18 protein-coding genes and 1 pseudogene are annotated in these 20975 nt (G+C 64.4%); 11 read left to right on the top strand and 8 right to left on the bottom strand.

The genetic code is table 11. The annotated features are described in order from the left end of the window. The first annotated feature begins 149 nt into the window (after positions 1-149). Together ACZ1JW_RS19230 and folD are read left to right on the top strand one after the other, a co-directional pair. Positions 150-1664, top strand: a complete 1515-nt coding sequence (locus ACZ1JW_RS19230; RefSeq protein WP_465142934.1) for a phosphomannomutase — start codon at positions 150-152, stop codon at positions 1662-1664. 44 nt (positions 1665-1708) lie between these two features. Further along, positions 1709-2572: a bifunctional methylenetetrahydrofolate dehydrogenase/methenyltetrahydrofolate cyclohydrolase FolD gene (gene folD, locus ACZ1JW_RS19225; protein WP_465126543.1), complete on the top strand. Its 864-nt coding sequence runs from the start codon at positions 1709-1711 to the stop codon at positions 2570-2572. A 137-nt stretch (positions 2573-2709) separates the two neighbouring features. On the opposite strand, the gene ACZ1JW_RS19220 is transcribed toward folD, so the two are convergent. The 3 genes from ACZ1JW_RS19220 to ACZ1JW_RS19210 are packed head-to-tail and all read right to left on the bottom strand — an operon-like array spanning position 2710 to position 5750. Continuing rightward, positions 2710-4236: a DHA2 family efflux MFS transporter permease subunit gene (locus tag ACZ1JW_RS19220; protein WP_465142933.1), complete on the bottom strand. Its 1527-nt coding sequence runs from the start codon at positions 4234-4236 to the stop codon at positions 2710-2712. Beyond that, positions 4223-5308, bottom strand: a complete 1086-nt coding sequence (locus ACZ1JW_RS19215; protein WP_465142932.1) for an HlyD family secretion protein — start codon at positions 5306-5308, stop codon at positions 4223-4225. The genes ACZ1JW_RS19220 and ACZ1JW_RS19215 overlap by 14 nt, the downstream gene beginning before the upstream one ends. Beyond that, complete coding sequence (locus ACZ1JW_RS19210) at positions 5301-5750, bottom strand: MarR family winged helix-turn-helix transcriptional regulator (protein WP_465126540.1); 450 nt, start codon at positions 5748-5750, stop codon at positions 5301-5303. Before ACZ1JW_RS19210 ends, ACZ1JW_RS19215 begins: the two co-directional genes overlap by 8 nt. Positions 5751-5802: 52 nt before the next feature. Here ACZ1JW_RS19210 and ACZ1JW_RS19205 point away from each other — a divergent pair, with 52 nt between their 5' ends. Then, positions 5803-7386 (top strand): acyl-CoA dehydrogenase family protein, encoded by a 1584-nt coding sequence (locus tag ACZ1JW_RS19205; RefSeq protein ID WP_465142931.1) that lies wholly within the window; start codon positions 5803-5805, stop codon positions 7384-7386. A gap of 5 nt (positions 7387-7391) precedes the next feature. Then, on the top strand, positions 7392-8237 hold the full coding sequence (locus ACZ1JW_RS19200; protein ID WP_465143117.1) for an HTD2 family dehydratase: 846 nt from the start codon (positions 7392-7394) through the stop codon (positions 8235-8237). A gap of 132 nt (positions 8238-8369) precedes the next feature. On the opposite strand, the gene ribB is transcribed toward ACZ1JW_RS19200, so the two are convergent. Genes ribB through ACZ1JW_RS19185 form a run of 3 tightly spaced genes read right to left on the bottom strand, consistent with a single transcriptional unit; the run spans position 8370 to position 11395 of the window. Beyond that, on the bottom strand, positions 8370-9644 hold the full coding sequence (gene ribB, locus ACZ1JW_RS19195) for a 3,4-dihydroxy-2-butanone-4-phosphate synthase (protein ID WP_465142930.1): 1275 nt from the start codon (positions 9642-9644) through the stop codon (positions 8370-8372). A gap of 48 nt (positions 9645-9692) precedes the next feature. Then, on the bottom strand, positions 9693-11036 hold the full coding sequence (locus ACZ1JW_RS19190) for an ABC1 kinase family protein (protein ID WP_465142929.1): 1344 nt from the start codon (positions 11034-11036) through the stop codon (positions 9693-9695). Then, complete coding sequence (locus ACZ1JW_RS19185) at positions 11033-11395, bottom strand: thiol-disulfide oxidoreductase DCC family protein (protein WP_465142928.1); 363 nt, start codon at positions 11393-11395, stop codon at positions 11033-11035. Before ACZ1JW_RS19185 ends, ACZ1JW_RS19190 begins: the two co-directional genes overlap by 4 nt. 202 nt (positions 11396-11597) lie before the next feature. Between ACZ1JW_RS19185 and ACZ1JW_RS19180 the strand changes: the two genes are divergently transcribed. The 6 genes from ACZ1JW_RS19180 (at position 11598) to ACZ1JW_RS19155 (ending at position 17457) form a co-directional block, all read left to right on the top strand. Continuing rightward, entirely contained in the window at positions 11598-12836 is a 1239-nt protein-coding gene (locus ACZ1JW_RS19180) for an amidohydrolase family protein (protein ID WP_465142927.1), read from the top strand. A gap of 8 nt (positions 12837-12844) precedes the next feature. Then, on the top strand, positions 12845-14344 hold the full coding sequence (locus ACZ1JW_RS19175; protein WP_465143116.1) for a bifunctional 3-(3-hydroxy-phenyl)propionate/3-hydroxycinnamic acid hydroxylase: 1500 nt from the start codon (positions 12845-12847) through the stop codon (positions 14342-14344). Then, entirely contained in the window at positions 14341-14769 is a 429-nt protein-coding gene (locus ACZ1JW_RS19170) for a GlcG/HbpS family heme-binding protein (protein WP_465126534.1), read from the top strand. The genes ACZ1JW_RS19175 and ACZ1JW_RS19170 overlap by 4 nt, the downstream gene beginning before the upstream one ends. After that, a complete protein-coding gene (locus tag ACZ1JW_RS19165) occupies positions 14766-15668 on the top strand; it encodes a VOC family protein (RefSeq protein ID WP_465126533.1) in 903 nt (300 codons plus the stop codon). The genes ACZ1JW_RS19170 and ACZ1JW_RS19165 overlap by 4 nt, the downstream gene beginning before the upstream one ends. 110 nt (positions 15669-15778) lie before the next feature. Beyond that, on the top strand, positions 15779-16612 hold the full coding sequence (locus ACZ1JW_RS19160; protein WP_465142926.1) for a fumarylacetoacetate hydrolase family protein: 834 nt from the start codon (positions 15779-15781) through the stop codon (positions 16610-16612). Continuing rightward, positions 16609-17457, top strand: a complete 849-nt coding sequence (locus ACZ1JW_RS19155; protein WP_465142925.1) for an alpha/beta hydrolase — start codon at positions 16609-16611, stop codon at positions 17455-17457. The genes ACZ1JW_RS19160 and ACZ1JW_RS19155 overlap by 4 nt, the downstream gene beginning before the upstream one ends. Here ACZ1JW_RS19155 and trhO read toward each other — a convergent pair. Beyond that, a complete protein-coding gene (gene trhO, locus ACZ1JW_RS19150; RefSeq protein WP_465142924.1) occupies positions 17444-18382 on the bottom strand; it encodes an oxygen-dependent tRNA uridine(34) hydroxylase TrhO in 939 nt (312 codons plus the stop codon). The two genes, ACZ1JW_RS19155 and trhO, sit on opposite strands and share 14 nt — an antisense overlap. A 53-nt stretch (positions 18383-18435) precedes the next feature. Then, the gene (locus tag ACZ1JW_RS19145; RefSeq protein ID WP_465126529.1) at positions 18436-19620 is read right to left on the bottom strand and encodes an acyl-CoA dehydrogenase; all 1185 of its coding nucleotides are present in this window, start codon (positions 19618-19620) and stop codon (positions 18436-18438) included. 231 nt (positions 19621-19851) lie between these two features. Here ACZ1JW_RS19145 and ACZ1JW_RS19140 point away from each other — a divergent pair. After that, positions 19852-20890 (top strand): annotated as a pseudogene (locus ACZ1JW_RS19140) (IS3 family transposase); the annotation flags it as partial. Positions 20891-20975: the final 85 nt, after the last annotated feature.

Below are 20975 nucleotides of genomic sequence, written 5' to 3'. Positions count from 1 at the left end.
CATCCGGTTCGGTCCGCAGGGCAGCGCCTCTTTGCCAAGGCTGTCCCGAAGCGGCTATGGCGTGATGTTGTCAGCAAGATCGTGGTTTCGTGCTGCAGGTGCTCGGTACGGATCGACTTTGAAGTGGAAAACAGTTGCTTATGAATGATATGTCGATCGAAAGCGGCGCTACCGTAGCCGAGTTGATGGCAAACAGCGGAGTCCCGTTCGGCACCAGCGGCGTGCGCGGACTCGCCGTGGCCATGACCGACAAGCTCTGCCATGCCTATGCAACGGCGTTTCTTCAATATCTTCGCCAGATCGGGGAGTTCTCTTCCGGCGACCGCGTCGCCCTTGCGGGAGACCTGCGCACCAGCACGCCCCGGATTCTCGCCGCTTGCGCCACGGCCGTGCGCGATTGCGGCGGCGAGGTGGTGTTCTGCGGCCTCACGCCGACGCCCGCGCTGGCCTTCCACGCCATGGGTATAGGCATGCCTTCGATCATGGTCACCGGCAGCCACATCCCGGCAGACCGCAACGGCATCAAGTTCTATCGCCCCCATGGCGAAGTGCTCAAGAGCGACGAAGGCGGCATCGTCTCCCAGCGCGTGGCGCAGGACCCGGCCCGTTTCGGCAATGATGACAGCCTGCTCGCCCCGGTCGAAATGCCCCCCGTCACCGATGTGGTTGACGAATACATCGCGCGCTACGTGCGCCACTTCGGTGCCGATGCGCTCGCCGGGCTGACGATCGGCGTCTATCAGCACACTGCAGTCGGCCGGGACGTCCTCGTCCGTGCGGTCGAGGCTCTGGGTGCCAAGGCCGTCCCCTTCGGGCGTGAGACGGTCTTCGTGCCGGTCGATACCGAAGCCATTCGCCAGGAGGACATCGATCTTGCCGCGCAGTGGGCCGCGCAGAACAAAGTCGACGCGATCATTTCCACCGATGGCGATTCCGATCGTCCGCTGGTCGCCGATGCCGCAGGCACCTGGCTGCGCGGCGACATCGTCGGCCTGCTCTGCGCCCGCGCCGTGGCTGCGGACGTGGTGGTCACGCCGGTCAGCTCCAACAGGGTGCTGGAACTCAGCGGCACGGTTCCGTCCGTGGTGCGCACCCGGATCGGCTCGCCCTATGTGATCCGGGCGATGATGGACGCTGCCGAGGCAGACCCTGCCGCCCGCGTCTGCGGCTATGAAGCCAATGGCGGCTTCCTCCTTGGCAGCAAGGTTGGCGATCTGGCCGCCTTGCCGACGCGCGATGCCCTGCTGCCGATCATCGCCGTGGTGCTGAACGCCAAGGACCGCCCGCTTGCCGATGCCGTGGCCGACCTGCCCCCGCGCTTCACCTTTTCGGACCGTGTCGCCGATTTCCCGCAGGACAACAGCGCTGCGCTCATTGCCTTCCTGTCGCACGGTCCGGAAGACGAACAGCTCGCGCGGATCGCGCGCCTGTTTGGCGATATTGCTGGCTTCCCCACCGGCATCGACACGACCGATGGCTATCGCATGACCTTTGCCGATGGCGCGATCATCCATTTCCGACCCTCGGGCAACGCCCCTGAACTGCGCTGCTACAGCGAGGCGGAAAGCGAGGAGAAGGCGCGCGACCTCAATGCGCGCGCCTTGGCGCATGTGTTGGCCGATGTCGTGCCGGAGGCGGTTGCCTTCCGCGACACTCACCGCTAATATTGTATGCAACACATACAATATTAGCGGTTTAGGAACAGGCAATGGCCCAGATTATCGATGGCAAGGCGCTCGCCGCGCAAGTGCTGGCGCGCACGGCAAAGGAGGTGGCGGATATCGTCGCCAGCGGCGGCACGGCACCCGGCCTTGCCGTGATTCTCGTCGGCAACGATCCGGCAAGCGAAGTCTATGTCGGTCGCAAGATCAGCCAGTGCCGCAAGGCCGGCATCCGCTCGATCGAGCACCGGCTGCCAGCCGATACGCCGCAGGATACCGTGCTTGACCTGATCGACGAGTTGAATGCCGATCCCGCGATCCACGGCATCCTTGTCCAGCTGCCGCTGCCCAAGCACATCGACGCCGCGCTTGTGCTCGACCGGATTGATCCCGGCAAGGACGTCGACGGCTTCCACCCGGTCAACGTCGGCCGCCTGTCCACCGGCACCGGAGGCCTCGTTCCCTGCACTCCGCTTGGCGTCATGCTCCTGCTCGACAGCGTGATCGACGATTATCGCGGCCTCAACGTCGTGGTCATCGGCAAGTCGAACATCGTCGGCAAGCCCGTCTCGATGCTCCTGCTCGAGCGCGAGGCGACTGTCACCGTCACGCACATCGAGACCAAGGACCTGCCCGATGTCGCGCGCAAGGCCGATGTCATCGTCGCCGCCGCCGGTGCGCCTCACCTCGTGCGCGGTTACTGGGTCAAGCCCGGCGCGGTGGTCATCGATGTCGGCATTACCCGGGTGGTCGATCACGATGGCAACACCAGGATCGTTGGTGATTGCGCCACGCATGAACTCGATCACGCCAAGGCGGTGACGCCCGTGCCCGGCGGCGTGGGGCCAATGACGATAGCCTGCCTGCTCAGCAACACGGTGCTTGCAGCCAAACAGGCATCGTATGCATGATTTGCAACTCACTTAGCGCCGTTCGCACTTGCAGCATTAGGCGCCAACGTGGATAGAGGGGGTGCCTTTCAGGCATCCTCTCCCAAACTTTCCAAGGGGCTGGCGCAAGTCAGCCCCCTTTTTTGCCTTCGCGATTCTCAGTCTTGGGGCTTGGGTTGCGGCTTGGCCGGGCGTACCAGCAACAGCAGCGGGATCGCGCAGATGCAAGCCAGGGCCATGACATAGAAGTCATTGATATAGGCGATCATCGCCGCCTGCTGGTTGACCATCCCATCCATCACCCGCAGCATCGTGTCGCCCACCCCGCCATAGGCCGTGATCCTGTCCAGATCGAAGGGCACAAGCGTGCGCGTCACGTGGGCGCCAAGTTCGGCATGGTTGACCTGGATGTTCCGCGCCAGCTCGACCGAGGCCGCCGAAATCCCGATCGAGGAACCAAGGTTGCGCATCAGGTTTCCAAGGCTCGAGGCATCGGTGCGGTACTGCGGAGGCAGGGTCGCAAACGAGATCAGGTTCATCGGCATGAACGTGAAGCTGAGGCCGAGCCCCTGGAGCAGCCCCGCCATGATGATCGGCCCGCGCGGCATTTCCAGCGACCACCCGGTCATCATCCACATGGATGCGCCCATCAGCAGCAGCCCCAGCGCCAGCAGCGCGCGCGCGTCCACTTTGGTCATGAAGCGCCCGAACAGCGTGATCGACGCCAGCATGCCGATTCCGCGTGGCGCCAGCAACATGCCCGATTGCAGCGGCGTATAGCCGTAGATCTGCTGGAGCAGCCCCGGCAGCAGCGCCATTACCGACATCATGACGAGCCCGATCAGGAACATGAAGGCAAGGCCCACCGTGAAATTGCGGTCGTGGAACAGCCCGGCGGGAAAAAGCGGATGTGCCGTGCCCGACAAGTGGAACACGGCCAGCCACGCACAGGCCAAGGCCACCACGGCATAAGTCACGATCTCGGCCGAAGCAAACCAGTCGAGCGTCAGCCCACGGTCGAGAATCAGCTGCAGGGCCGAAACGGTGAGCGCCACCAGCACCCAACCGGTAATGTCCACGCGTCGCCGCTTCGTCGGTGTCTTGGGCAGATAGAGCAGCAGCAGCACGAAGCATATGAGGCCCACTGGCAAGTTCACGTAGAACACCCAGCGCCAGCTGTAGTTGTCGGTCAGGAATCCGCCGATGATCGGCCCGGTGATCGGTCCGAGCATCACGCCCTGCGTATAGAGGCCCATCATTCTGGGCCTCTCCTCCGCCGTGCTGGAATCCAGCGTTATCGTCTGCGCCAGTGGTGACAGGAATGCGCCGCCAAGCCCCTGCAGGATGCGGAAGAGCACCATCTGCTCTAGGCTCTGCGCCGCGCCGCACAGCATCGATGCAACGGTAAACAGCAGGACCGAGGCCAGCATCATCGTGCGGATGCCGAACTTGTCGACCAGCCATCCGGCCAGCGGCAGCGCAACAGCCGATGCCAGCACGTAGCTTGTGAGCACCCAGGTGATCGTGTCCTGCGTGGCACTGAGCGATGCGGTCATGTGCGGCAGGGCAACGTTCGCGATCGTCGTGTCGAGGGTGTACATGACCATCGCCGCCATCGCGCCGACCAGCATCAGCGGTCGGTTGCGCGAGACGAGCGGCGGATTTTCCGCGCTACTTGCCGACATGAACCGTGACGTCGGAACTCAGCCCCGCGATCAGCGGCCGCTCGGACTTGCTGTCGATGGCGATGCGCACCGGTACGCGCTGGATCACCTTGACCCAGTTGCCCGTAGCGTTCTGCGCCGGCAGCACCGAGAACTCCGACCCCGTGCCCGCACCGATGGAATCGACATGGCCTTTCAGTTTCAGCCCCGGATAGGCGTCGATCTCGATCTCGGCAGGCTGGCCCGGGCGCATGCGGCCCAGGTCCGTCTCCTTGAAGTTCGCCTCCACCCGCGCACTGCCGTCGCGCACGATCGACAGCATCGGTACGCCGGGGAACACCATCTGCCCCACCTGCAGCCGCGAGACCTGGGTGACGATCCCGTCAGCGGGCGCGCGTACCACCGTGCGCTCGATGTCGAGCGTTGCTTTGGCCCGGTTAGCCTGCGCTGCTGCGATGGCGGGATTGACGCCAGGCACTTGCGCCCCGTTGGCCAGTTCGGCCCGCGCCTGCTCCACTTCGGCGCGGATCGAGACGATCTTGTCGCGCGCCACCGCCACGGCATGCTCTGCCGCATCCATCCGCGCGCGAGTGTTGAAGCCCTTGTCCATCAGCGCCTTCTCGCGCGCGAAGTTGGCCTGGGCCAGTGCCAGATCGTCGCCCGCCGCGGCAAGGTCTGCAGCCTTGGCGGCAACGTCGGCGTTGAGCGCGGTCACTCTGGCCTGCGCAGTCGCGATCTGGGCGTCGGCCTGCTGGACGGTTGCGGTGAAGGTCGAAGGATCGATCGTGAACAGCACGTCGCCCGCCTTGACGTGCTGGTTGTCGCGCACCTTGACCTGCGTGATGAGCCCGCTGACCTCGCCCGCCACGGCAACGATGTCCTGCTTGATATAGGCGTTGTCGGTCTCGACCACGCCGGGATTGCCGAACCAGTACCACAGGCCGCCTGCCACGGCAGCAACCGGCCCGAGGATCATCAGTACCGTGCGCATCCGCCTGGAGCGCATCGCTCCGGCATGCTCGCTGGCAGCTAATGCTGCAGGAGATACTGCGGCGGGCGTATTCTCGGGAGGGAAGGGGTCAGCCTCAGCCATGGATCAGGTTCGCTTCAGGAGTTGCATCGTTGGAAAGGTTGGATCGGACCCGCTCGAGCAGAGCCAGCAGCACGGCATGGTCCTCTTCGGAAAGTCCCGAGACCGCCTCGCTGATTGCCTGCTGCGCGAACGGTGCCATGTGTCTGACGAGATCCTCGCCCTTGGGCGTCAGGTGCAGGCACCAGCACCTGCGATCCGAGGGATCGTGCCGCCGCTCGACAAGGTCCATCTTCTCCAGCCGGTCGATCATGCGGCCCGCCGTGATCGGCTCGACTTCGAGCCAGCTTGCCAGGGCGCCCTGGTTCGTGCCGGGATCACGCTGGATCGCTGCCAGCATCCGCCATTGCGGACCTGTCACGCCAAAGTGCTGCGCGCTCGCGGCAAAACGCTTGCGGAACAGACGTCCGACGTCAGATGACAAGAAGGCCACGTTGACTTTCATGCCGTGGCGATAATAGCAATGCTTATATTCTTCAATCCGGAAAAAGAACAGGATGTTCAATAACGAACTGGCCGCGGCGCGAGACTATCAGGCAGCGGCCAGGGCCGCGCTGGCTGCCCGTCTGGAAGGCTCGCGCATCGACGAGCACCAGCGAGGCGCCCACGGATTTGCCTGGATCGCTACCAGCGTCGCCGCGCTGGAGGCCACATCGGCATGGGCCGCACGCAGCGATTCAGCACTCGACCACGCCGTTGCCCGGCTCGCCTTTTCCGAGACGCTGGCCCAGGTCGTCGGCGGATTGCCGATGGGCCAGAACGAGATCGTCCGCCCCGCAGACCTCGACCTCTGCCTGGCCGCACGCATATTGGCCGAAGCCTGCGTCCACCTGATCGATGCCGACCATGCGGAAACCCGCGCCGAAATAGCCGCCGCGCTCGCCTCGGGCCTATGGCCGTCTGACAGTTTCGGCGATGACGACCTCGACACCATCCGCGACCAGTTCCGCCGCTTCACCGACGCGCAGATCCTGCCCCACGCGCATCATTGGCACCTCGCCAACGCGCTGATCCCGGACGAGACCGTGCGCGCCATGGCCGATCTCGGCACCTTCGGCGTCTGCATTCCGGAAGAGTTCGGTGGCCTCGGCCTCGGGAAGCTGGTCATGTGCGTCGTCACCGAGGAGCTTTCGCGCGGATGGATCGGCGCAGGCTCGCTGGGTACGCGCTCCGAGATTGCAGGCGAACTGATCGTACTCGGCGGCACGCCTGACCAGAAAGCAAAGTGGCTCCCCGCCATTGCCAGCGGAGACGTCCTGCCCACCGCCGTGTTCACCGAACCCGATACCGGCTCCGACCTTGGCTCGCTCCAGACCCGCGCGCGTCGTTCTGCGTCTGGCGAATGGGTGGTCGACGGTGCCAAGACCTGGATCACCCACGCCGCCCGGTCGGACATGATGACTCTGCTCGCCCGCACGTTGCCGGAAGCGAAGGGCTATGCCGGCCTCTCGATGCTGCTCGTTCCCAAGCCGCGCGGCACTCAAGACGATTCCTTTCCTGCCCACGGGATGACCGGCAGCGAGATCGAAGTGCTCGGCTATCGTGGCATGCGCGAATACGCGCTGCAGTTTGATGGCATGACCGCGCCTGCCGATGCCTTGCTCGGCGGCGAGGAAGGGCAAGGCTTCAAGCAGCTGATGCGCACCTTCGAAGGCGCCCGCATCCAGACCGCCGCCCGCGCCGTCGGCGTTGCCCGCCGCGCATTGGAACTCGGGCTCGACTATGCGCGCAGCCGCAAGCAGTTCGGCAAGGCCATCGTCCATTTCCCCCGCGTGGCCGACAAGCTGGCAATGAGCCTCGTCGATATCGTCATGGCCCGCGAGCTCACGTATGCCGCCGCCCGCGCCAAGGATTCGGGCAAGCGCTGCGATATCGAGGCCGGCATGGCCAAGCTTCTCGCCGCCCGCGCTGCGTGGTCCAACGCCGATGCCGCATTGCAGATCCACGGCGGCAACGGCTATGCGCTCGAATACGAGATCAGCCGCGTTCTGTGCGACGCGCGCATTCTCAACATCTTCGAGGGCGCCGCCGAGATACAGGCGCAAGTGATCGCTCGGGGCCTGCTGGAGGGGCGCAATTGACGGGCATGTGGGACGCATGGATCGGCCGAACCGAGCGCCGCGCCGAGCGGGCGGACGCCAGCCTCGCCATTCGCTGGCTCGCGACGCTTGATCGTGAAGCACCGACCAGCAACACCATGCCGCAAGGCTTCCACTGGTGCCTGTGCACGCCCGATGCGCCGACCTCCCGGCTTGGCTCCGACGGTCACCCCCGGCGCGATGACAGCCCCGACAGCTTCCTGCCCCCGGTGCAGCTCCCGCGCCGCATGTGGGCCTCAAGCAAGGTCGAGTTTCTTGCGCCGCTTACGCTGTCGGCCCCTGTCGAACGCCTGTCGACTGTCGTGGCGGTCAGCGAGAAGGAGGGCGGAAGCGGCAATCTCGTTTTCGTCGACATCGCGCATGAAACGCTGTGCGACGGTGAACTTGCCGTCCGGGAAGTGCAGACCGTTGTCTATCGTGATGCCGCGCCAGCGGGAAGCCCGCCGGTCCCGCCACCGCCTGCCGCTGCCACCTTCGATCCGGCACCGTGGTCTGCCCACCGCACCATCGTGCCTGATGAACGCCTGCTGTTCCGCTACTCGGCGCTGACCTTCAATAGCCACCGCATCCACTACGATCAGCCCTATGCCACGCAGCAAGAGGGCTATCGCGGCCTCGTCGTCCACGGCCCGCTGACCGCCACGCTGCTGCTCGATCTCGCTCAGCGCGAGCGGGGCGACAAGGCGCTGAAAAGCTTCGCCTTCCGTGGCCTGTCACCTGCAATCTGCGGCGAACCACTCCATCTCGTCATGCGCGGGGCAGGGGAAGCCATAGACCTTGCCGCCTTCGCCTCGGACGGGCGTCAGGTCATGACAGCAAGCGCAACCGGCTGAACGCCTCCCGACGTCATTGCGAGCGGAGCGAAGCAATTCAGAGGTTGCTCCAAGCCGCTCTGGATTGCTTCTTCCGCTTTGCGGGCTCGCAATGACGAAGTGCTTGAAGACGACCAGTACCGGTCACCCGGCTCAAGCCGAAGGAATTGCCCGCTCGCCCACGATGTTCAGGCCATAACCTTCCAGCGCCACAAGGTTGTGGTGCGAATTGGTCAGCAGCACCATGTCGTGAATGCCAAGGTCGGCAAGGATCTGCGCACCGATACCATAGCTGCGCAGCTCCATGTCGTGGCCGGCGGTGCCGCTCACTTCGCGCTGCAGCTGCTCGGGATCGGTCGGCATCAGCAGCACGATCACGCCCGAACCGGCTTCGCCGATTTCCGTCATCGCGCGCTGAAGGATGCGTTTGCGCGGGCCGGGCTGGCCAAGCACGTCGGACAGGACCGAGATCGAGTGCATGCGCACCAGCGTCGGCTTGCCTGCCACGATCGGGCCCTTTTGCAGCACCAGGTGCACCGAGCCGTCGACCTTGTTGCGATAGGTCTTGATCGTCCAGTCGCCGCCGTAGTCGGTGTGGAACGGCGCCTGATCGAGGCACTCGACGAGGTGGTCATGCTTGCGGCGATAGGCGATCAGGTCGCGGATCGTGCCGATCTTCAACCCATGCTTGCGTGCGAACGGAATCAGGTCGTCCATGCGCGCCATCGTGCCGTCGTCGTTCATGATCTCGCAGATCACGCCCGAAGGATTGAGGCCGGCAAGACGCGGCAGGTCGACAGCGGCCTCGGTGTGCCCCGCGCGCACCAGCACGCCGCCATCACGCGCGATCAGCGGGAAGACGTGGCCGGGCGTGACGATATCGTCCTGACCCTTGTTGGCATCCACCGCCACGGCAACGGTACGGGCGCGGTCTGCTGCCGAAATCCCGGTATCCACGCCCTCGCGCGCCTCGATCGAGACAGTGAAGGCCGTACCATGACGCGTGCCGTTGTTGCGGCTCATCAGTTCGAGCCCGAGCTTGTTGGCACGTTCGCTGGTCAGGCAAAGGCAGATCAGGCCACGGCCATGGGTGGCCATGAAGTTGATCGATTCCGGCGTTGCCATCTGCGCGGGGATCACCAGATCGCCCTCGTTTTCGCGATCCTCGTCGTCCACCAGGATGACCATGCGCCCGTTGCGCACGTCCGCGATGATTTCCTCGACCGTGGCGAGGCTGAAATCGTCGTCGTCGCTATCGTCCATCGCGCGTTCGAGCTTGGTCAGCGTGTCGGCGGTCGGGTTCCAGTCCGGCGAGAGCGCATCGCGCAAGGTGTTGGGATGAAGACCTGCCGCACGGGCAAGCGCCGCCCGCGAAATGACCCGATCCTCGATGAGCTTGCGCGCACGCGCCACAATGTCCTGTGCCATGAGTCGCGATGTCGCACATCGCTGTGGCAAAGGTCAATCCAAATCACATCATAATGTCATTTCGCCCGTGGAAAGTGACTCTCCGATGGCCTGCGCCACCATTTCACGCAATGGCAGCTGCGCTCTCATGCGGATCGCCAGCAGCGCGGTGCCGCTGACCTTGCGCTGCACGAACAGCGTGTCGACCGGCGGAATGTGCCAGGAGGCGCGGTCGGCCGCCACCGCTTCGGCCTCGGCGCGTACCCGTTCGACGAACGAGCGGTCGGAAAAGTCGAACAGGCCCGGCTTTCCCAGGTGCCCAATCAGCACGTCAAGCATCCGGTCGAACGCCGCCCCATGGCGCGCAACCTGTTGGTCCGAAACGAAACCCACGTTGACCAGCGCTGACCGCAAGGCCGCGCGATCCTCCGCCAGGCCCGCCCGCAACATCCGCCGGTAAGCCTTGGCCGTCCCCGCCGGAACCTCGCGCGCCGCACCGAAGTCTAGCAGCACCAGCTTGCCGGTCTCGGGCTGCCACCGGAAATTGGCGAAGTTTGGATCGGTCTGCATGAAGCCGAATGAAAAAAGCTCGCGCAAGGTCAGGTCGAGCAGCGCCGCCATGGCCTTGTTGCGCACCTCGAGAGGGGCGGCGAGGAGGGATTCGATGGGACGCGCCTCAATGAAATCCATCGCCAGGACGTTCTTGCCACAGAGGGGCGCGTAGGGGCGGGGGATCAGGAAGGCGTCCTCGCCCGCCAGCATCCTGCCATAGCTTTGCATCATCTCTGCCTCGCGGAGATAGTCGGACTCCTCGTGGAGTTGCCGCTTTGCCTCGGAGAGTAGGAGATTTACATCAAGGCCGGGCGGCAGCAGTCCGGACACCCGCAGGAGCGTTGCCACGTTATCGACATCAGCGTCGATGCTGGCCGCGATTCCGGGATATTGCACCTTGATTGCAAGCACTTGGCCATCAGGCAGCACGGCCTTGTGGACCTGTCCGATCGAGGCGGCCGCGATGGGCTGCGCGCCGAAACTGCGGAACTTCGTCCGCCAGCCCGCGCCCCACTGCGCATTCAGCACCTTCTCGAGCTGGGTAGGCGGCATGTAGTGCGCAGAGTCCCGCAAACGCGCGAGAATCTCGGTCAGTTCGCGCGGCAGGACGTCTCCGGCGTCGAGCGAAATCATCTGCCCAAGCTTCATCGCAGCGCCGCGCAGGCGCGAGAGCTGGTCTGCAACTCTCGTGGCATTTCGAGGGGTTAGCAGAAGCTCGGACAGCTTTGGCGCTTCTCCCCGCGCCAGTCGCCGCGCCCCTTCGCCCAGCATATTGGCGGCAACGCCTCCCGCCAGCTGACCAAACGCAGCAAATCGCGACAGCCGCGCCGTCGGCACCTTGCGATAACGCGATCCGCTCATTTCATAAGCCTTTGCAATGCCGGGCGAATCTTCAGGAACGCGCGATAGGCGCCTTCCAGCACCAACTCGACCGGACGCCAGCGTGCCAACAGGCCCAGCCAGCGCAAGGTCGGAACCGCCCGCCACATCGCCGCAAAGGCCGCCGCGCCCGAATGAACGCGGCCACCTTCGGACACGTGAAAGCGCGCAAGCGCCAGCTCTCGATCGACCGGGCATGGCGCGTAAGGGTCGGCAATATCGACAAAATCGATCGCACCCTCACGGTCCAACCGCTGTATCATCGCGATCTCGCGCGAGCAGAGCGGACAGGCGCCGTCGTACCAGACGGTTACCTGTTCGGGTGGAGAAGCAGTTGGCATGGTTGCGGTATGGCCCCGGCATCGTCCAGGCGAGACCTGCCATTTGGGGAAGCCTTCGTAGCGAACATATTTTACATAAGATATATTATCGGTTCTAAAGTCGAAGTTCCATAGCGTCGTCCTATACTATCATCGCAGAACAATACTTTTCGTGAGAGATAGAGACCGCTACGCGGGTTGACGGAAAGTGGGAGAACTGCCGATGACGACGCTCATCCGCAACGTGCGGATTTTCGATGGCGAACAGAGTCTTGCGAGCCTTGGCTCAGTTCTTGTCGAGGATGGCCGGATCAAGGCCATCGCCGAATCGGCAGACGGACTGGACGACGCCGGTGCCGCAACGGTCATCGAAGGGGCTGAGCGCACGCTGATGCCCGGTATGGTCGAGGCCCATGCCCATCTCACCTGGGGCTCCTCGGTCGAGAAGATCTATCACCAGTTCATCCTCCCTCCCGAGGAATTGAAGATCGCCGCGTGGCGCAATGCCCGCGTGCTGCTCGATCATGGCTTTACCAGCGCCTATTCGGCAGGCGCGCTGGGCGATGGCATCGAGGTGGAACTGGCAAGGGCGATCAACGCCGGGGAAACGCCCGGCCCCCGCCTGATCCCCTCGACGCTCGAGCGCAGCCCGGAAGGTGCCGAGGGCGTGGAGACCGGCGATGTGTTCAACGGGCGCGGGCCCGAAGCCATCCGCAAGTTCGTGGCCTACTGCAAGGACCAGGGCATCGGGTCGCTCAAGCTTGTCGTCTCGGGCGAGGATGCCCTGAAGCCGGGCTCAGCGCAGGACGTGCTCTATACCGACGAGGAAATGGAAGCAGCGGGTGAGGCAGCGCGCGAGGCCGGGCTCTGGATCGCAACGCACGCATACTACCCCAAGGCCATCGAGCTTGCCCTCAAGGCAGGCGCGCGGATCATCTATCACGCCTCCTATGCCGACGAGGCCGCCGCCGACGCCATGATCGCGGCCAAAGACACCACGTTCTACGCCCCCTCACCCGGCGTTTCGATCGCCGCGCTGGAAGCCACCCCGCCTCCACACATCGACATGAGCCACATGAAGAAGAGCGCGGCAGAGCGGATGGAGCTGGAATCGAAGCTAGTCCCGGCGCTCAAGGCGCGCGGCATGCGCATCCTGATTGGCGGGGACTATGGTTTTCCGTTCAATCCCATTGGCCGTAACGTGCGCGACCTCGAGATCTTCGTCGACCACTTCGGCTATACGCCCCCCGAAGCCCTCAAGGCCGCCACTGCGCTAGGTGGCGAACTGATGGGGTTTGAAGTCGGACGCATCAAGGAAGGCTGGCTCGCCGACCTCCTTCTCGTCGACGGGGACCCGACGCAGGACGTGCGCGTCCTTCAGGACAAGAGCAAGCTCGTGATGATCATGAAGGGCGGTACTCTCTACAAGACTCCCCAGGCGGCCGAAGGGGCTGCCGCGTGATGACAACGATGTTCGACGTTGCGATCATTGGTTGCGGCCCTGTCGGAGCTATGGCTGCCAACCTTCTGGGAAGGCAAGGTTTGTCTGTGGTGGTGCTCGAGAAGGAGACCGAACACTATCCCTTGCCGCGCGCGGTACATCTGGATCATGAGATGATGCGCCTGTTCCAGACGGCGGGCGTGATCGACCGCGTGCTTCCGGACATGGTGGCGACGGACGGGCATCTGCACGTGGGTGCGGACCATGGGGTGATCCGCTACATGGGCACGGTGGGCAAGCCCAAGCCCTTCGGGTGGTCGAACGACTACTTTTTCTACCAGCCCGAGTTCGAGGCGCACTTGCGCGCGGCCTTTGCCGACAATGGCCGGATCGGTCTTCTGACGGGGGCGGAGTTCACTTCGCTTTCGCAGGATGATAACGGCGTGACGGTGTCTTACACGCAGGATGGCGTGCAGCGCAGCCTGACCGCGCGTTGGGTGATCGCCGCCGATGGCTCGCGCAGTCCGGTGCGCAAGACGCTGGGGGTGAAACTCGACGACCTCGATTTCGAGGAGCCGTGGCTGGTGGTCGATGCCGAGGTCGAAGGCCCGGTGACCTTCCCGCCGCTGACCGGCGTGCCCGAAGGCGTGGACCTGCAGCGCCTGTCGGTGATGATGTGCGATCCGGCGCGTCCGGCCACAGTCGTGCCCGGACGTCGCAGCCATCGCCGCTGGGAGTTCATGCTCCTGCCGCACGAGGACGATGCCGAGATGATGCGCGAGGAGAATGTCGCCGCGCTCGTCGGGGCATGGATGAGGCAAGTGCCGCACAAGATCGTGCGCGCCGCGACCTATCGCTTTCATGGACTGGTGGCCGAGCATTGGCAGGTCGGCCGCGTGTTCCTCGCAGGCGATGCCGCGCACCAGACCCCGCCGTTCTTCGGCCAGGGCATGTGCCACGGCCTGCGCGATGTGGCCAACCTTGCGTGGAAGATGGCCGCCATCGTCAATGACGGTGCGGACGAGGCGATTCTTGCGACCTACCAGCCAGAGCGCGCCCCGCACGTGCGGGGCGTGATCGGCGCAGCGGTGGCTGCGGGCCGCTATATCTGCGAACTCGATCCCGCCAAGGCCGCTGCGCGTGATGCGAATATCCGCGCGCAGGCTGCGCAGAAAGCCGGCGAGACTGCGGCGGATCTGATCCCGGCGATCAGTACCGGCTTCATCGCGGCGGGCACACCGGCTGCGGGCGAGCGCTTCATCCAGCCCATCCTGACCGACGGGCGCAAGCTCGACGATCTGGTCGGTCAGGGCTGGCGGCTGTTCGTGCGGGATAGCGGTGCCGACGAGGGCGCGATTGCCGCCGCCGACCTGCCCGACAATGGCGCGGTGCTGGCGTGGCTCGATGCCAAGGGCGCGGAAGCCGTGCTAGTTCGCCCCGATCACTGCGTGTTCGGCACCGGCAAGGCCGCCGACCTGCTGGCCGCGTGCGATGCGCTGCTCGGCTTCAGGCAGGAGATCGAGGCATGAGCCTGACACTCGCTGCAGCCCAGACCATCGTCACCACTGCGCTGGCCGAAGCGCGCGCGCGCAATGCCAAGCCGCTCGCCGTGATCGTGCTTGATGCCGGCGGCCACCCGGTCGCCTTCGCCCGTGAGGATGGCGCGAGCCTGTTCCGCCACGACATCGCCCGCGCCAAGGCGATGGGCGCGCTCGGCATGGGGGATGATACCCGCGTGCTGGCCGAACGCGCCAAGGGCAACCCGGCGTTCTTCCAGAGCGTCAGCGTGGCGGTCGGCGGCAATATCGCTTTCTCGCCCGGCGGCGTGCTGATCCGGCATCAGGATGAAGTTATCGGCACCGTCGGTATCAGCGGCGATACCGGCGATTGTGACGAACTCTGCGCGCTGGCAGGCCTCCATGCCGCCGGGTTCAATCTGGAGACACAGAAGTGAAGCTGCGTAGCATCGAATTGGCCCTACCCGATCCCGCAGGAGCGGCGGCCTGGATGGTCGACATCTGGGGCCTCTCGCCCGCCGAGGTGCGAGGCGACACGCATTACCTGCGCGGCACCGGCACCTTCCCCTACCTTGTCGCCTTCGAACCGTCGGAAGACGAGTTCGTTCGCTCGACCACATTCGTGTGCAGCGACGAGGAACTGGCCGCCATCAAGGCCCGCGTCAGTGCAAAGGGCTGGGCCGCATGCCCAGTGACGTCGGCCGATCCGGGCGACGGCGCAGGGCTGCTCGTTGAGCTGCCCGAAGGCACGATCCTGCGCTTCCTTGCAGGCGCCGGCGAAGTTGCTCCCATCGAAGGCTTCTCCAAGGCCAGCAAGCGCGTTTCGCCGGTCAAGCTCACCCACGTGGTGTTCAACTCGGCCGATGCCGAGCTGCTGGGCCACGCGGTCGAGGACGTACTCGACTTCCGCGTCTCGGACCGCACTAAGGGCATGGTCTTCGTGCGTTGCAACGACAGCCACCATTCCACGGCCTTTGCCCGTGCAGGCTTTGCCAGCCTGAACCACGTGGCCTTCGAGATGGACGATCTCGACGCGGTGATGCGCGGCATCGGCTGGATGCGCGACAACGGCTTTGCGCCCGCGTGGGGGCCCGGGCGTCATGGACCGGGTGACAACGTCTATGCCTATTACATCGCGCCGTTCGGCCCGGTGATCGAGTATTCCACCGCCGTCGAGAAGGTTCCGGCGGACTATCGCACCGGCGAGCCGGACGAGTGGACCTGGCCCGAGAATCGCATCGACCAGTGGGGCATATCGGACAAGGATTTCGCCGGGCTTCGCGTCGCGGAAGAGCGCTTCCGCTGCCGCCGCGATTGGGAAGCCGCACCGCTTTGAAACTCAACCGGCGCGGATTTGTCGGCGGCGCTGCCGCACTTGCACTGGCCGGTTCGAAAGGCCACGCACGACACATTCGCGCACAAGCCCGCTCAGGGGGAGAAAAGACCATGGCCCGTTACATCAGCTTCCGCCGTCCGGACGGCACGCCCAGCTTCGGCCGCCTCGATGGTGAGACCGTGCACGACCTTGGGAGCCAAGGGACTGCCGCCTGGCTCAAGGATGCCGTGGCGGGGAACCTTGCCGCGCTGGCGACCACGGCCAGCTACGCCCGCGCCGACGTGCGCCTGCTGCCGTTGATCCCGAATCCGGAAAAGATCCTTTGCGTCGGCCTAAACTACGCGACCCACGTCGCCGAGACCGGGCGCGACCAGAAGGAGTTCCCTGCGATCTTCACCCGCTGGGCCGACAGCCTGATCGCCGATGGCGAGCCGCTGGTGCGCCCGCCCGAGACGACCCGCTTCGACTATGAGGGCGAACTCGCCGTCGTCATCGGCAAGGGCGGCCGCCGCATCACCCGCGCCAAGGCGATGGAGCACGTCGCGGGCTATTCGGTGTTCAACGACGGTTCTGTGCGCGATTGGCAGCGTCACAACATCCAGTTCACCCCGGGCAAGAACTTCCCCGGCACCGGTGGCTTCGGCCCTGCGCTGGTCACGCCGGACGAACTGCCCGACATCGCCAGCCAGCGGGTGCAGACCCGCATCAACGGCCAGCTTGTGCAGGACCAGCCCGTGTCGGACATGATCTGGGATATCGCTTTCATCATCGAATACTGCTCGACCTTCACCACGCTGGAGCCGGGTGACGTGATCGCCACCGGCACGCCGGGCGGCGTCGGCGACAAGCGCAATCCGCCGCTCTACATGAAGGCCGGTGACGTCGCCGAAGTCTCCATCGGCAAGGTAGGCACTCTGACCAACCCGGTGATCGACGAGAAATGATCAGGGACGCAATCGCTGCCATGGGCACCACGCTCAGCCCGCAAGTGGTTGAGCAGGTCCGTGTGCTGCTTGCTGCCGGACAGCAGGAGCTTGCCGCTCGGGTGCCGGTGCTGGCTGGCGATTGCGCTTACGGTCCGCATGAGCGGCACCTGCTCGATCTCTATCGGACGAGCAAGGCTGCGGGCCTTCCCGTCGTTCTCTTCGTCCACGGCGGCGGCTTTCGTATCGGCGACAAGGGTGGAGCTGGGACTGAGGGGGCGTCGTGGCAGAACGCCGCCTTCGCCCGGACCATGGCCGAGGCCGGATTCCTCGGTGCGGCGATGAACTACCGCCTCCTGCCCGAAGCCCGCTGGCCCGACGGTGGCGAGGACGTGGTGCTGGCGGTCGAATGGCTGCGGGCCAATGCTGCCGCGCATGGCGGCGATCCGGCGCGGATCGTGGTCGTCGGCACTTCGGCAGGTGCGGTGCATATCGCTTCTGCGCTGAAGCTGCGGCCCGATCTGCCAGTCGCGGGAGCCGTGCTGCTGTCAGGCCTCTATGGCTACACGCCGCTCGATGAGCGGGACGAGCCCTACTACGGCCCGAATGCGGAATATCCTGAGCGGATGCCGCGTGAGGCTGTCGCATCGACCACGATCCCGCTGTTCGTTGCCAGTGCGCAATACGATCCACCGCGCTTTCAGGCCGAATTTCTCGGATTGATGGAGGAGCGCCTTGAACGGCACGGCACCATGCCCACTGGCATGATCATCCCCGGCCACAACCACTATTCGTTGGCGATGCACGTCGGCACGTCCGACCGCCGCCTCGCCGACGAGATCGTCGCCTTCGTCAGTTCGTGCTGAGCACTGCGCCAATGTGACTGCGCCCGCGCGCGCGGGCCAGTTTCTCCTGCCGGTCCCGCTCGCGCGCCGAGGCGCGCTGTTCGTCGGTGCGTTCATCGTAACAGGCGGCGCAGGACACCCCTTCCTCGTAAAGCGGGTGGCTCTGCCCCTCGATGTTCACCGGGCGGCGGCAGGCGCGGCAGAGCACGTGGCTCCCCTGCACAAGGCCATGGCCTACGGTCACGCGCTCGTCGAAGACGAAGCATTCGCCGTGCCACAGGCTTTCCTGCTCGGGCACTTCCTCGAGATACTTCAGGATGCCGCCCTTGAGGTGATAGACCTCCTCGACGCCTTCGGCCTTGAGGAACGCGGTCGACTTCTCACAGCGGATGCCGCCAGTGCAGAACATGGCGACCTTGGGTGCCCTGCCCTCGCCCAGCAGACGCTCGCGCTCGCGCCGGAACCATTCGGGGAACTCGCGGAAGCTCGCGGTCTGCGGGTCGATTGCCCGCTCGAAGGTGCCCGCCGCGACCTCGTAGTCGTTGCGGGTGTCGATCACGATCGTATCGGGGTCTGAAATCAGGGCGTTCCAGTCCTGCGGCGCGACATAAGCGCCGACGCTGGCGCGCGGATCGACGTCCGGCTCTCCCATCGTCACGATCTCGCGCTTGATCCGCACTTTCATGCGATAGAACGGCATTTCCGACGCACCGGAATACTTCACGTCCGTCTCGGCACAATCTGGTTGGGCCCGGATGAAGTCCACCACCCGCGCGATGCCATCGGCGCTACCCGCGATCGTGCCGTTGATCCCCTCGCGGGCGATCAGCAGCGTGCCCTTGATGCCTTGCGTCTTGCACACCGTCTCCAGCGCATCGCGCAGGGCTGCGCAATCGGCTATCGGGGCGAAGCGGTAGAGCGCGGCAACGGTGACGGGCGATTCCATGGCGCGCCCTTAGTCCAGACGCGCTGGAATCGCTACCGTGCAGAGTAATAAGGTCAGAAAGCGGCGATCCCGGTGATGGCGCGGCCGAGGATCAGCGCGTGGACGTCATGCGTGCCCTCGTAGGTGTTGACCGTCTCGAGGTTCACCATGTGACGGATCACCTGGTACTCGCCGGAAATGCCATTGCCGCCGTGCATGTCGCGCGCCATCCGCGCAATATCGAGCGCCTTGCCGACATTGTTGCGCTTGACGATGGAAATCATCTCGGGCGCAAAACGCCCTGCGTCCATCAACCGGCCGACCTGCAGCGAGGCGTGAAGGCCCAGCGTGATCTCGGTCAGCATGTCGGCCAGCTTCTTCTGGTAAAGCTGCGTTGCGGCAAGCGGCCGGCCGAACTGGTGACGATCAAGGCCATACTGGCGCGCTGCGGAATAGCAGAACTCCGCCGCACCCAGCGCCCCCCACGAGATGCCATAGCGCGCACGATTGAGGCAGCCGAACGGTCCCTTGAGGCCCTGCACGTTGGGCAGCAGCGCATCGTCGGGCACGAACACCTCATCCATCACGATCATTCCGGTGATCGAGGCGCGCAAAGAGACCTTGTTCTCGATCTTGGGCGCTGAAAGGCCCTTCATGCCCTTTTCCAGCACGAAGCCGCGAATGCTGCCATCGTGCGCATCGCTCTTGGCCCAGACGACGAAGACATCGGCAATCGGCGCGTTGGAAATCCACGTCTTGGCGCCGTTGATGACGTATCCGCCGTCGACCTTGCGCGCATTGGTGCGCATCCCGCCGGGGTCGGACCCGGCATCGGGCTCGGTCAGGCCAAAGCAGCCGATCCATTCTCCGGTGGCAAGCTTGGGCAGATACTTGCGGCGCTGCTCTTCCGATCCATATTCGTAGATCGGAAACATCACGAGGCTCGACTGCACACTCATCATCGAGCGGTAGCCGGAATCGATACGCTCGACCTCGCGCGCGACAAGGCCGTAGGACACATAGCCCGCGCCCGCGCAGCCATAGTCTTCGGGCAGCGTCACGCCGAGCAGGCCCTGCTCGCCCATTTCGCGGAAGATCGCAGGATCGGTATGTTCGTTGGCAAAGGCATCGATCACGCGCGGCGCAAGCCGGTCCTGCGCAAAGGCGCGCGCGGCATCGCGGATCATCCGTTCGTCATCGCTCAGCAGGCTGTCGAGCCCGAGCGCGTCTTCCCAATCGAACGGTATCATGCCTGCCATTGTCGCTGTCTCCTTTGGTGGGGGTGATTGCATCTGCAATCAGTTTGTTCAACCGCCCAAAGGGGATTTTTCGGTGCTGGAACAGCAATCGGTAGAATAGACGTCGAGAAGACCCAATCCCAAAAGCTGGATTCACAGCAGCTCACCTGTGACCCAGGGTCATGACGAATGACTGATCAGCCCCTCGATTTCCGGACGCCGTCGGCCCTGATTTTAGGATAGGAGGCAAAGATGGGGGATGCCAAATTGAGCCATGAATTCAAGCGTAAGGCGATGGCCCAGATCACCGAGCGCGGCCATCCGGTAACGGAGGTCTCGGCTCGGCGTCAGTCTGCACGCGCTGTATACCTTGAAGCGTCAGCTTGGGAATGTTGTATCCGGCGATACCGGCAAGGATGCTGAGATCCGTCAGCTGAAGCGCGAGTGGGCCCGGGTGACCGAGGAGCCCGACATCTTAGAAATGCAAGCGCGTATCTCGCCAGCGATAGAAAGTGAAATCCGTGTTCATTGCCGAGCATCGTCACCGGTGCAGGGTCCGAACGATGTGTCGGGGCCTGCGCATCCAGCCCGGTGGTTTCCATGCCTGCCAGAAGAGCCAGCGGGCAAAGTCTATGGCTTCCGCAAGCTCCGCGATGTCCTTCTAAATCATGATGCGACCTGCTGCCCAAACTGCGTTGCCCGGTTGACCAGGCTGGCAGGCATCAGAGCACAGATCAGCTACATTTGCCGACCTGGCAGCTACGCAAGCATGTCCACCATGGCGGTCAACAATACGCTGGATCGCCACTTCGATGTTGCCTCGCAAGACCCGGCCTGAGTGACAGACATTCCCTACATTCGCACCCTGGATGGCTTTGCCTATCTCGCTTTTGTGATTGATCTGCTATCACACCGCGCGATGGGTTGGTCGATGCAGGCGCTGCACATGGCGGTATGGCGGTGCAAGCCGAAGCGCCAGGTGCTCATCCACTCGGTCCAGGGCCCGCAGCTCACCAGCGTCGACTGGGCTGCGTTCATCCATTTCACGATCTTGAGCACTCGATGAGCCGACGCAGCAATTGCCATGACAGCGCGGTTGCCGAGTGCTTCTTCTCGTCACTCAAGCGTGAGTGCATCCGCTGCCGCACCAATAAATCTCGCGAGGAAGCCCTGGCAGGACGTGTTTGACTACGTCGAGATGGCCTATTACGCGGTGCGCAAGCTTGGTCAGGAACGGGTGCTGTCAACCGTCGAACCCGAACGGCTGCAGATTTTGAAGGCGAAAGGCGTCTGGAAAACCAGGGGCTGCTCAGCCAAAACAGATTCCAGCGCGATGCAGACCTGCTCAGCTTTCCACGCATTTGACGAAACGAGCA

It is taken from the genome of Novosphingobium sp. BL-A-28-Hi1-0D (assembly GCF_055521755.1).
The sequence above is the reverse complement of the archived record's forward strand: the minus strand, read 5'-3'. Positions and strand labels throughout refer to the sequence as shown.

What these genes read in the sequence shown, in the direction of transcription:
- ACZ1JW_RS19230 (WP_465142934.1), top strand. Translation starts at nt 150, where the DNA reads ATGTCGATCGAAAGCGGCGCTACCGTAGCCGAGTTGATGGCAAACAGC.
- ACZ1JW_RS19145 (WP_465126529.1), bottom strand. Translation starts at nt 19,620, where the DNA reads ATGGCAGGCATGATACCGTTCGATTGGGAAGACGCGCTCGGGCTCGAC.
- ACZ1JW_RS19210 (WP_465126540.1), bottom strand. Translation starts at nt 5,750, where the DNA reads ATGAAAGTCAACGTGGCCTTCTTGTCATCTGACGTCGGACGTCTGTTC.
- ACZ1JW_RS19190 (WP_465142929.1), bottom strand. Translation starts at nt 11,036, where the DNA reads ATGAGCGGATCGCGTTATCGCAAGGTGCCGACGGCGCGGCTGTCGCGA.
- folD (WP_465126543.1), top strand. Translation starts at nt 1,709, where the DNA reads ATGGCCCAGATTATCGATGGCAAGGCGCTCGCCGCGCAAGTGCTGGCG.
- ACZ1JW_RS19160 (WP_465142926.1), top strand. Translation starts at nt 15,779, where the DNA reads ATGGCCCGTTACATCAGCTTCCGCCGTCCGGACGGCACGCCCAGCTTC.
- ACZ1JW_RS19220 (WP_465142933.1), bottom strand. Translation starts at nt 4,236, where the DNA reads ATGTCGGCAAGTAGCGCGGAAAATCCGCCGCTCGTCTCGCGCAACCGA.
- ACZ1JW_RS19215 (WP_465142932.1), bottom strand. Translation starts at nt 5,308, where the DNA reads ATGGCTGAGGCTGACCCCTTCCCTCCCGAGAATACGCCCGCCGCAGTA.
- trhO (WP_465142924.1), bottom strand. Translation starts at nt 18,382, where the DNA reads ATGGAATCGCCCGTCACCGTTGCCGCGCTCTACCGCTTCGCCCCGATA.
- ACZ1JW_RS19170 (WP_465126534.1), top strand. Translation starts at nt 14,341, where the DNA reads ATGAGCCTGACACTCGCTGCAGCCCAGACCATCGTCACCACTGCGCTG.
- ACZ1JW_RS19180 (WP_465142927.1), top strand. Translation starts at nt 11,598, where the DNA reads ATGACGACGCTCATCCGCAACGTGCGGATTTTCGATGGCGAACAGAGT.
- ACZ1JW_RS19200 (WP_465143117.1), top strand. Translation starts at nt 7,392, where the DNA reads ATGTGGGACGCATGGATCGGCCGAACCGAGCGCCGCGCCGAGCGGGCG.
- ACZ1JW_RS19175 (WP_465143116.1), top strand. Translation starts at nt 12,845, where the DNA reads ATGTTCGACGTTGCGATCATTGGTTGCGGCCCTGTCGGAGCTATGGCT.
- ACZ1JW_RS19185 (WP_465142928.1), bottom strand. Translation starts at nt 11,395, where the DNA reads ATGCCAACTGCTTCTCCACCCGAACAGGTAACCGTCTGGTACGACGGC.
- ACZ1JW_RS19205 (WP_465142931.1), top strand. Translation starts at nt 5,803, where the DNA reads ATGTTCAATAACGAACTGGCCGCGGCGCGAGACTATCAGGCAGCGGCC.
- ribB (WP_465142930.1), bottom strand. Translation starts at nt 9,644, where the DNA reads ATGGCACAGGACATTGTGGCGCGTGCGCGCAAGCTCATCGAGGATCGG.
- ACZ1JW_RS19155 (WP_465142925.1), top strand. Translation starts at nt 16,609, where the DNA reads ATGATCAGGGACGCAATCGCTGCCATGGGCACCACGCTCAGCCCGCAA.